At 72.2% G+C, this 9,277-nt stretch carries 7 protein-coding genes; all 7 read left to right on the top strand.

Features of this window, described 5'->3' with window-relative positions:
• Positions 1-1,887: molybdopterin dinucleotide binding domain-containing protein (locus VKA29_RS28255; protein ID WP_324788817.1), on the top strand; the 1,887-nt coding region annotated here is incomplete at its 5' end.
• A 195-nt stretch (positions 1,888-2,082) separates the two neighbouring features.
• A complete protein-coding gene (locus tag VKA29_RS28250; protein WP_324788816.1) occupies positions 2,083-3,426 on the top strand; it encodes an ABC transporter ATP-binding protein in 1,344 nt (447 codons plus the stop codon).
• A 252-nt stretch (positions 3,427-3,678) separates the two neighbouring features.
• Positions 3,679-5,067: an aldehyde dehydrogenase family protein gene (locus VKA29_RS28245; protein ID WP_324788815.1), complete on the top strand. Its 1,389-nt coding sequence runs from the start codon at positions 3,679-3,681 to the stop codon at positions 5,065-5,067.
• A 10-nt stretch (positions 5,068-5,077) separates the two neighbouring features.
• Complete coding sequence (locus VKA29_RS28240; RefSeq protein ID WP_324788814.1) at positions 5,078-6,172, top strand: Zn-dependent alcohol dehydrogenase; 1,095 nt, start codon at positions 5,078-5,080, stop codon at positions 6,170-6,172.
• A gap of 38 nt (positions 6,173-6,210) precedes the next feature.
• Positions 6,211-6,561, top strand: coding sequence for a hypothetical protein (locus tag VKA29_RS28235; protein ID WP_324788813.1), 351 nt, complete (start codon positions 6,211-6,213; stop codon positions 6,559-6,561).
• A gap of 31 nt (positions 6,562-6,592) precedes the next feature.
• Entirely contained in the window at positions 6,593-8,203 is a 1,611-nt protein-coding gene (locus tag VKA29_RS28230) for a LamG domain-containing protein (RefSeq protein ID WP_324788812.1), read from the top strand.
• 347 nt (positions 8,204-8,550) lie between these two features.
• Complete coding sequence (locus tag VKA29_RS28225) at positions 8,551-9,153, top strand: SMI1/KNR4 family protein (RefSeq protein ID WP_324788811.1); 603 nt, start codon at positions 8,551-8,553, stop codon at positions 9,151-9,153.
• Positions 9,154-9,277: the final 124 nt, after the last annotated feature.

The raw sequence follows: 9,277 nt of genomic DNA, 5'->3' as shown, positions 1-9,277 counted from the left end.
TACCCCCCGCTCCTGCTGGCCGGCCTCGGCACCCGCAGCCTCTTCACCGCCTCCACGGTCGACCAGATGCCCAAGCACGTCTCCAGCGGGCTGCTCTTCGGCGACGCGGGCGCCATCCCCGTACCGGACCTCGACCGCACCGACCACCTGCTGCTGATCGGCGCCAACCCGCTGGAGTCCAACGGCAGCCTGTGCACCGCCCCCGACTTCCCCGGCCGGCTCAAGGCGCTGAAGTCCCGCGGCGGCACCCTCACCGTCGTCGACCCGCGGCGCACCCGCACCGCGAAACTCGCCGACCGGCACGTCGCCGTCCGGCCCGGTGCCGACGCGCTGCTGCTCGCGGCCATGGCGCAGGTGCTGTTCGAGGAGGACCTCGCCGACCTCGGCGCACTGGCGCCGCACGTCCAGGGCGTCGAGGAACTCCGCGCCGCACTCGCGGACTTCACCCCCGACGCGGTCGCCGGCGCGTGCGACGTGGACGCCGGCACGATCCGCGCCCTCGCCCGCGAACTCGCCGCCGCCCCCACCGCCGCCGTCTACGGCCGCATCGGCAGCTGCACCGTCGCCTTCGGCACCCTCGCCAGCTGGCTCGTCGACGTCCTCAACGTCCTCACCGGCAACCTCGACCGCCCCGGCGGCGCCCTCTTCCCGCAGTCGGCCACCGACCGGACGCCCCGGCCCGCCGGACCCGGCCACGGCTTCCGGCTCGGCCGCTGGCACTCCCGGGTCGGCCGGCACCCCGAGGCGAAGGGCGAGCTGCCCCTCTCCGCGCTCGCCGAGGAGATCGACACCCTGACCGAGGAGGGCGAGCCGGTAAGGGCCCTGGTGGCCATCGCCGCCAACCCGGTGCTGTCCGCACCCGACGGCGACCGCCTCGACAAGGCGCTCAGCTCCCTCGACTTCATGGTCAGCGTCGACCCCTACCTCAACGAGACCTCGCGCCACGCCCACGTCGTGCTGCCGCCGCCCCCGCCCGCGCAGAGCCCGCACTACGACTTCGCCTTCAACGCCCTCGCCGTGCGCAACCAGGTCCGCTACACCCGCCCCGCGGTGGAGCCGGAGCCCGGCCGGATGGCCGAGACCGAGATCCTCGCCCGGCTCGTCCTGGCCGTGAGCGGCATGCACGGCGCCGACCCGGCCGCCGTCGACGACCTGGCCATCGCCCAGACCCTCGGCAAGACGGTCCGCGAGGCGCACTCCCCGGTGCACGGCCGCGACCCCGGGGAACTCGCCGCGCGGCTCACCGGCGTCAGCGGCCCCGAACGGCGGCTCGACCTGATGCTGCGCCTCGGCCCCTACGGCGACGGCTTCGGCGCCCGGCCCGACGGGCTGAGCCTCGAGCGGCTGCTCGCGCACCCGCACGGCATCGACCTCGGGCCGCTGCGGCCGCGTCTGCCGCAGCCGCTCAGGACCCCCTCCGGCAAGGTCGAACTGCTGCCGGGGCCGATCGCCGACGACCTGCCCCGGCTGCGGGCGGCGATGCGCGGGCGCCCGGCCGGACTCGTCCTCGTCGGCCGCCGCCACCTGCGCTCCAACAACAGCTGGATGCACAACGTCCGCGTCCTCACCGGCGGCTCCAACCGCTGCACCCTGCACATCAACCCGCAGGACGCCGAGCGGCTCGGCGTGCGCGACGGGGCCGCCGTGCGCGTGACGGGCGCCGGGGGAGAGGTGACCGTGCCCGCGGAGGTCACCGACACCGTGCGCGTGGGCGTGGTCAGCCTCCCGCACGGCTGGGGCCACGACCGCCCCGGCACCCGGCTGGGCCACGCCTCCGCCGACCCCGGCGTCAACGTCAACCAACTGCTCGACGGCAGCCTGCTCGACCCGCTGTCGGGCAACGCGGTGCTGAACGGGGTGCCCGTCGAGGTCGGCACGGCGTCGTGACCGGGTCCCCGTGGACCGTTCGCCCACCGGTGAATGACGCCGTCCGCTTTCTCACAGGCTGGACCGCACCGTCCGAAGTCTTCCCCTGGCCGCGCGCATTCCGTTAACTTCCGTGACCCACAGGCCTCGTACGACCCGTACGAGGCGTCGATCGCGGAGCACCAGCGCCCTAGTGAGCCCCCGGGGGCACCCTTCATGACACGCGCCATCTCCCTGCAGGACGTGAGCAAGACCTACACACGCGGCCGCCGCGTGGTGGACCGGCTGTCGCTGGACATCGAGCCCGGAGAGTTCCTCGTGCTCCTCGGGCCGTCCGGCTGCGGCAAATCCACCGTGCTGAGGATGATCGCGGGCCTGGAGGAGATCACCGACGGACAACTGCTGCTGGACGGCGAGTACGCCAACGACCTGCTGCCGGCCGAGCGGGACATGGCGATGGTGTTCCAGAACTTCGCCCTCTACCCCAACATGACGAGCCGCGGCAACATCGGCTTCCCGCTGCGCGTGGAGAACCCCGCCGCGGACCCGCGCCCGCGCGTGGACGCCACGGCCCGCATGCTGGGCATCGAGGACCTCCTCGACCGCTTCCCCAGCCAGCTCTCCGGCGGCGAACGCCAGCGCGTCGCCATGGGCCGGGCCATCGCCCGCCACCCCTCCGCCTTCCTCATGGACGAACCGCTGTCCAACCTCGACGCCAAACTCCGCAACCACCTCAGGGCCGAGATCGCCAAGCTGACCCGCGAGCTGGGCGTCACCACCGTCTACGTCACGCACGACCAGTCCGAGGCGATGTCGCTGGGCGACCGGGTCGCCGTCCTGCGCGGCGGCGTCCTGCAGCAGGTGGACACCCCGCGCTCGGTGTACGCCCTGCCGCGCAACGTCTTCGTCGCCGCCTTCATCGGCACCCCGCGCATCAACCTGCTGCGCGGCGTGGTCCGCGCCCCGCTCGACGGGGCGATGACCGTCAGCCTCGGCAAGCAGTTCCTGCGGCTGCCCGAACCCCTCTCCCTGGACCACCAGTTGCTCCGCGTCCAGCAGGGCCGGGAGGTGATCGTCGGCCTGCGCTCCGAGGCCGTCCGCATCGCCAAGCCCGCCTCCGCGCGACCCGGCGAGGTGGCCCTCACCGGCCTCGTGGAGCACGTCGAGTTCCAGGGCCACGAGATCCTCGTCCACTTCGACACCGGCTCCCGGCCCGCCGTCGTGCCCGACCTGGAGGCCGCCCGCCCGGCCGGCCGCCCCGACCGGCGCCGCCGCCGCGAGGGCGGCCAAACGGTCCTGCACCGCATCAAGGAGCGGGCGGGATCCCTGCGCGCCGGTCCGGTGGTGGTCCTGGACGACCCCCCGCAGGCCGGCCCCGAGCCCGCCGCGCCGGACGGGCGCCTGCCCGGCGACCTGGTCGTCCGTACCACCCCCGACATCCAGCTGCGCCAAGGCATGCAGGTCCCCCTGCTCGTCGACCTCGCCCACATGTTCATCTTCGACCAGCACGGCGAACGCATCAGCCCGGCTCCCGCGCGGCTGCCCGACCTGGAAGCCTGAGAGCGCGCCGCCCGGCCGCCGGGCCCGTGCCTGCCGCCTGCCGGGCCGGTGCCTGCCGCCTGCCGGGCCGGTGCCCTCCGGGGCCGGGCCGGTGACGGTGCCCTCCGGGGCCGGCCCCGATTCCAGGTGTCCGATTCCAGGTGTCCGATGCCGGGTGTCTGATGTCATGGGGTGCCCGGCATGTCTGGCGTCAGAAAACTAACGCCGCTAGTTTAAGTCCCGGACGACGACGTACCCCGCCCGGGAGGACGCATGAAGGCACACGACGGCATGTACATCGACGGCGCCTGGCGCGCGCCCGTCGGCCGGGACACGATCGACGTCGTGAACCCGGCCGACGAGCAGGTCATCGGCCGCGTCCCGGCGGGCACCGCCGCGGACGTCGACGCCGCCGTCCGGGCCGCCCGCGCCGCCCTGCCGGCCTGGGCCGCGACCGCTCCCGCCGAGCGGGCCGCCCGGCTGGCCGCTCTGCGGGACGTCCTGGCCGCCCGCAAGGACGAGATCGCCGAGACCGTCACCGCCGAACTCGGCTCGCCGCCGCAGTTCGCGCAGAACGTGCACGTCGGCGTCCCCATCGCGGTCGCGGGCTCCTACGCCGAGCTGGCGGCGACGTACTCCTACGAGGAGAAGGTGGGCAACTCGGTCGTCCACCTGGAGCCGGTCGGGGTGGTCGGCGCGATCACACCCTGGAACTACCCGCTGCACCAGATCGTCGCCAAGGCCGCCCCGGCGCTCGCGGCCGGCTGCACGATCGTCGTCAAGCCCGCGGAGGACACCCCGCTCGTCGCCCAGCTCTTCGCCGAGGCGGTGCACCAGGCGGGCCTCCCGGCGGGCGTCTTCAACCTGGTCACCGGCCTCGGCCCGGTCGCCGGCCAGGCCCTCGCCGAGCACCCGGGCGTCGACCTGGTCTCCTTCACCGGCTCCACGGCCGTCGGCCGGCTGATCGGCGCGACGGCGGGCGCCGCGATCAAGAAGGTCGCGCTGGAACTGGGCGGCAAGTCCGCCAACGTCATCCTGCCGAGCGCCGACCTGGCCCGGGCGGTCAACGTGGGGGTCGCCAACGTGATGTCCAACTCCGGCCAGACGTGCAGCGCCTGGACCCGGATGCTGGTGCACGCCGAGCGGTACGACGAGGCCGTCGGACTGGCCGCGGCGGCCGCCGCCAAGTACGGCGACCGCATCGGCCCGGTGGTCAGCGCCAAGCAGCGGGCACGGGTGCGCGGTTACATCGAGAAGGGCGTGGCCGAGGGGGCGCGGCTGGTCACCGGCGGCCCCGACGCCCCGCGCGAACAGGGATACTTCGTGGCCCCGACGGTCTTCGCCGACGTGACGCCGGAGATGACGATCGCCCAGGAGGAGATCTTCGGCCCGGTACTGTCGATCCTGCGCTACACGGACGAGGAGGACGCCCTGCGCATCGCCAACGGCACGGTCTACGGCCTCGCGGGCGCCGTGTGGGCCGGGGACGAGGCGGAGGCGGTCGCCTTCGCGCGCCGCATGGAGACCGGCCAGGTCGACATCAACGGCGGCCGTTTCAACCCGCTCGCCCCCTTCGGCGGCTACAAGCAGTCCGGGGTGGGCCGCGAACTGGGCACGCACGGCCTGTCCGAATACCTCCACACCAAGTCCCTGCAGTTCTGAGGAGCGTCACATGGTCCGCGCCGCCGTCCTGCCCGCCGTGGGCGCTCCGCTGGAGATCACCGACATCGAGCTGCCCGACCCCGGGCCCGGACAGGTCCGCGTCCGGCTCGCCGCCGCCGGCGTCTGCCACTCCGACCTGTCCCTGTCCGACGGCACCATGAGGGTGCCGGTCCCCGCGGTCCTCGGCCACGAGGGCGCGGGCACCGTCGTCGCCGTCGGCGAGGGCGTCGGCCACCTCGCGCCGGGCGACCGCGTGGTCCTCAACTGGGCTCCCTCCTGCGGAAGCTGCCATGCCTGCTCGCTCGGCGAGGTGTGGCTGTGCGCCAACGCGCTCAGCGGCGCCGCCGACGTGTACGCCCGCCGGGCCGCCGACGGGACCGGACTGCACCCCGGCCTGAACGTCGCCGCGTTCGCCGAGGAGACGGTGGTCGCGGCCGGCTGCGCACTGCCCCTGCCGGAGGGCGTCCCGCTCACCGAAGCGGCCCTGCTGGGCTGCGCCGTCCTCACCGGCTACGGCGCCGTCCACCACGCGGCGCGGGTCCGGCCGGGGGAGACGGTGGCGGTGTACGGCGTCGGGGGAGTGGGCCTCGCCGCGCTCCAGGCCGCCCGCATCGCGGGCGCCGGGCGGATCATCGCCGTCGACGTCTCGCCGCGCAAGGAGGAGCTGGCGCGCGGCGCCGGGGCGACGGACTACCTGACCGCCTCGGAGAACACCGCCCGCGAGGTCCGCGCCCTCACCGGCCGGCAGGGCGTGGACGTGGCGATCGAGTGCGTGGGCCGTGCGGCCACCATCCGCACGGCCTGGGACTCCACCCGCCGCGGCGGCCGCACGACCGTGGTCGGCATCGGAGGCAAGGACCAGCAGGTCACCTTCAACGCCCTGGAGATCTTCCACTGGGGCAGGACCCTGGCCGGCTGCGTCTACGGCAACTGCGACCCGGCGAAGGACCTGCCGGTGCTCGCCGGCCACGTCCGGGAGGGCCGACTGGACCTCGGCGCCCTGGTCACCGAGCGGATCGCCCTGGACGGCATCCCGGCGGCCTTCGACAACATGCTGGCGGGCAAGGGCGGCCGGGCACTGGTGGTTTTCCAGCCAGATGCATGAGCCCGGGTCTGTGCTGACCACGACCCTGGCGGTCCGCGTTGGCGCTGTCCGCGGCCGGCAGTGACGCGGCGGCGTCGCCCGAGCAGAGCTGGGGTTCCGCCGCCGGGCGCGGCCACAAGGTGTCCGCGGACGCCACCGACGCTTCTGCCAAGGGCGGCCGCAAGGGCGCGCTGACGGGCCGAGGGGAGGTCCCCGTCGGGCAGGCGGACAGCCTCACCAGTATCCCGAGCACGGGCAGGACCCCCAAGCCGGGCGACGTCCAGAAGGCCGCCCTGCCGGCCGCCGCCCCCAAAGGCTTCGACTCCAAACGCAGCAAGGAGCTCAAGAGCAAGCGCGGCGAGCGGGAGCGGACGTACCCCAATCCGGACGGCACCTACACCACCCGCTAAGTTCGGCTCCGGCTGGTCCACGCGCTGGGACATGCAACTCCGGGAGGAGTCCGCCACTTCGTCGGTCCTCGTCACGCTGGCCGACGGTTCGCAGGTGCGGTTCGGGAAGAACGCCGACGGTACGTACACCGGACCGGCCGGCGGGTCGCTGTCGCTGGCCAAGCAGTCGACGGAGTGGGTGCTGTGTGAGCGTTCCGGCGCTATCCACCGGTTCCTTGCGAGCGGTGTGCTCAGCAAGATCACGGATGCCGCCGGACGCGGTCAGACGATCACGCATGAGACGTCGACCGGCGGCCCGGTGAAGAACGTCACCGACGATCTGTCGGGCCGGTCGCTGTCGTTCGGCTGGACCGGCAGTCACGTCACCACGGTCACCACCAGCGCCATCGACACGAACACGGCCGGACTGACATGGTCGTACACCTATACGGGTGACCAACTGACCACCGTCTGCCCACCTTCCTCGACCACCAAGTGCACGGTGTACGAGTACGCCTCGGGGTCGGTCTACCGCAGCGGCGTCCTGGACGCGAGCCTCACCTCCTACTGGCGGCTCGGTGAGGGCGCGGGTTCGGCGGCGGCCAGTGAGGCGGTCTCGCCGACCGGGCTGAACGACGCCGTGCACCGCGACACCGTGCTGGGCTCGGACTCGGCGATCGCGGGTACGACGGACACCTCGGTGACCTTCGACGGCACCGACTCGGTAGTCGAACTGCCCGCGGACGCCCTGAAGACGGCGGCCTTCCCGACGATCGAGCTGTGGTTCAGGACGAGCACGGCCTCCGGAGTCCTCGTCGGCTTCCAGAACACCGAGTTGGGTGAAAAGCCCAGCTCCTGGCGCCCGGTCTTGAATATCGACGGCTCCGGCAAGCTGCGCGGCGAGTTCTACCTCACCGGGAGCCCGGCGGCCACACCGATCACCTCCTCGAAGGTGGTGACCGACGACAAGTGGCACCACGTGGTGCTCTCCGCCGCCGTCAACACGCAGACCCTGTACCTGGACGGTGCCAAGGTCGGCACTCTGGACGGTGTCCTGACCGAGCAGTCCCGTGACTACGCCTACCTCGGCGCCGGTTACGGCAGTTCCGGCTGGATGGGACTCGCGGAGGGTGAATACCGCTTCGCCGGCCAGATGGACGAAGTCGCCTTCTGCGACCACACCTTGGACCCTGCGACCGTTTCCGAGCACTACGCGGCCCGCAACGCCGTCGGTCAACTCACCAAGGTCACCCTGCCGTCGGGCCGAGTGCACGCGACGGCGGCCTACGACGGTGTCACGGGTCGGCTTTCCCAACGACCCAGACCCTCTACCTCGACGGTGTCAGCGTCGGCGAGCTGGAGGGCACGATCGTCGACCAGTCCCGGACGTACGCGTACATCGGCGGCGGGTACGGCAGCTCCGGCTGGATGGCGGACATGCTCGTCTGGGGCCGGACGAACGGCGCCGACACCCTGTGCTGGGTCGCCTCGGACCCTGACCCGGACCGCTGGCCGGTGGCGGTGTGGGCGCGTCAGGACGAGGGCTGGGCCGTTCACGAATGCGGGATGGTCGAGTTCCTCCTGCGTGTGCTGCGTTCCGATTTCGCCGCATGCCCGCTCAGCGTCACCACTCTCTGGGGCCATGGATACGCCCGGTTCCTGAACTTCAGTGACGAGGAGAGGTTCCTCGACGAGGGCGTGGATCCTTGGACCGGCGAATCCATAGACACCTTCGCGGATCTGCGAGCCAAAGAAGCGTGCGGGGTGGGCCGGCTCTGGGCTCACTGCTGCTACGGGCGGCCATTTTCCCGTGCGGTTCACTTGTCTCGGGCAAGCACCTGGCGATCTCCGTGGTCCCGCACAACGGCAACAGCGGCAGCGGCATTCCCACCGACATCGAGTACAACTACGGGGCCCTGGAAGACGGCAAAATGAAGCACTGCGTGATCACCAGTCGCCCACGGGCGGAACGACCCGGGGCAGCGCGGACTGCCCGAGGTGGTGACGGGGATGCCGGAGAACTGGCTCGAACGCGTCCTGGACATGCTCGGTGAACCGCTGAGCCGGTACCGGGATCCTGCGGCATGGCGTGAACTGGAGAGCAGCCTCGGTCTCAGTCTGCCGGCGGACTACAGGGAGATCATCGACGGCTACGCGCCTGTCCAGATCAACGGACACCTCTACCTGGGCCATCCGGCGACCGAACGCTGGAACCTGGGTGAGTGGATTCGGAGCACGGCCGATGCCTGGTCACAGATCGACTGGGACTGGGCGGAGCCGGAGGGCGACCCGCGAGCCTCGCTGGGCATCGAGGAACTCGTCTTCGGCACCGCGGACGGGCTGATTCCGATCGGTTCGACGGACCGCGGGGAGACGATCTTTCTCGCGCCCCGGGCGGACAACGGCAACGGGGTGTTGTTCGTGGAGAACGAGGGGGAGTTCTTCGAGTACACGATGACGTTCAGCGAGTGGCTCTACCGCTGGCTCATCGGCGAGGACGTGGCCGGACCCAACAGCAGCGCCTTCTATCCCGGCCCGATGGCCCTCCGGGACCTGCCCATGACACCGGATGAGCGGCCCGAGACGCGGTACGGACCGCCCCGCGGAATGTGAGGGGCTGCTGGGTGATCGACCCCGTTGGGATTGACGCCGGACCCGCAGAACCGGTGACCCGGGGAGCCGCGAGCAGCGCCGGCGTCTTCTGCTGACTCACCCGCGGCGAACCGGACAGGTGGGT

The organism is Streptomyces sp. H51, from assembly GCF_035656535.1.
Classification (GTDB): Bacteria; Actinomycetota; Actinomycetes; order Streptomycetales; family Streptomycetaceae; genus Streptomyces.
The sequence above is the reverse complement of the archived record's forward strand: the minus strand, read 5'-3'. Positions and strand labels throughout refer to the sequence as shown.

Bases quoted from the DNA above. Each gene is read 5' to 3' on its own strand.
- VKA29_RS28230 (WP_324788812.1), top strand. From the start codon at position 6,593: ATGCAACTCCGGGAGGAGTCCGCCACTTCGTCGGTCCTCGTCACGCTG.
- VKA29_RS28225 (WP_324788811.1), top strand. From the start codon at position 8,551: ATGCCGGAGAACTGGCTCGAACGCGTCCTGGACATGCTCGGTGAACCG.
- VKA29_RS28245 (WP_324788815.1), top strand. From the start codon at position 3,679: ATGAAGGCACACGACGGCATGTACATCGACGGCGCCTGGCGCGCGCCC.
- VKA29_RS28250 (WP_324788816.1), top strand. From the start codon at position 2,083: ATGACACGCGCCATCTCCCTGCAGGACGTGAGCAAGACCTACACACGC.
- VKA29_RS28240 (WP_324788814.1), top strand. From the start codon at position 5,078: ATGGTCCGCGCCGCCGTCCTGCCCGCCGTGGGCGCTCCGCTGGAGATC.